The 306-nt window shown below is 46.7% G+C and carries 1 protein-coding gene; it reads right to left on the bottom strand.

Annotated features, from left to right (window positions below; translation table 11 throughout):
• Positions 1–77: 77 nt before the first annotated feature.
• Positions 78–306: DAK2 domain-containing protein (locus tag ACSG5Z_RS30450; RefSeq protein ID WP_435712809.1), on the bottom strand; the 229-nt coding region annotated here is incomplete at its 5' end.

Here is a 306-nt window from a genome sequence, read left to right as displayed (position 1 = left end):
ATATATATCAACTAAAAAAATCCCCTCCACAGTAACCAACTTACCATGAAGGGGATTCTTTCACACTAACATCATTCCTATTTCAACCTGCCCGCAATCTCCGTAAAGTTCACCCCAAGCGCATGTGCACCTGCATCTGGATAGCCTAAGCTTCTTTCACCAACTGTACCGGCGCGGCCCATGCGAGCTACGATTTCTTTCGTATACTCTGCCCCTTTAACCGCTGCTTCTGCTCCTGTTTCGAAGGCAACTTTCATGTCTTCTTCGTTTGAAGCGCTAGCTAACCAAGAGTCTACACATGGAGCA

It is taken from the genome of Bacillus pretiosus, assembly GCF_051294775.1.
GTDB lineage: Bacteria > Bacillota > Bacilli > Bacillales > Bacillaceae_G > Bacillus_A > Bacillus_A wiedmannii.
The sequence above is the reverse complement of the archived record's forward strand: the minus strand, read 5'-3'. Positions and strand labels throughout refer to the sequence as shown.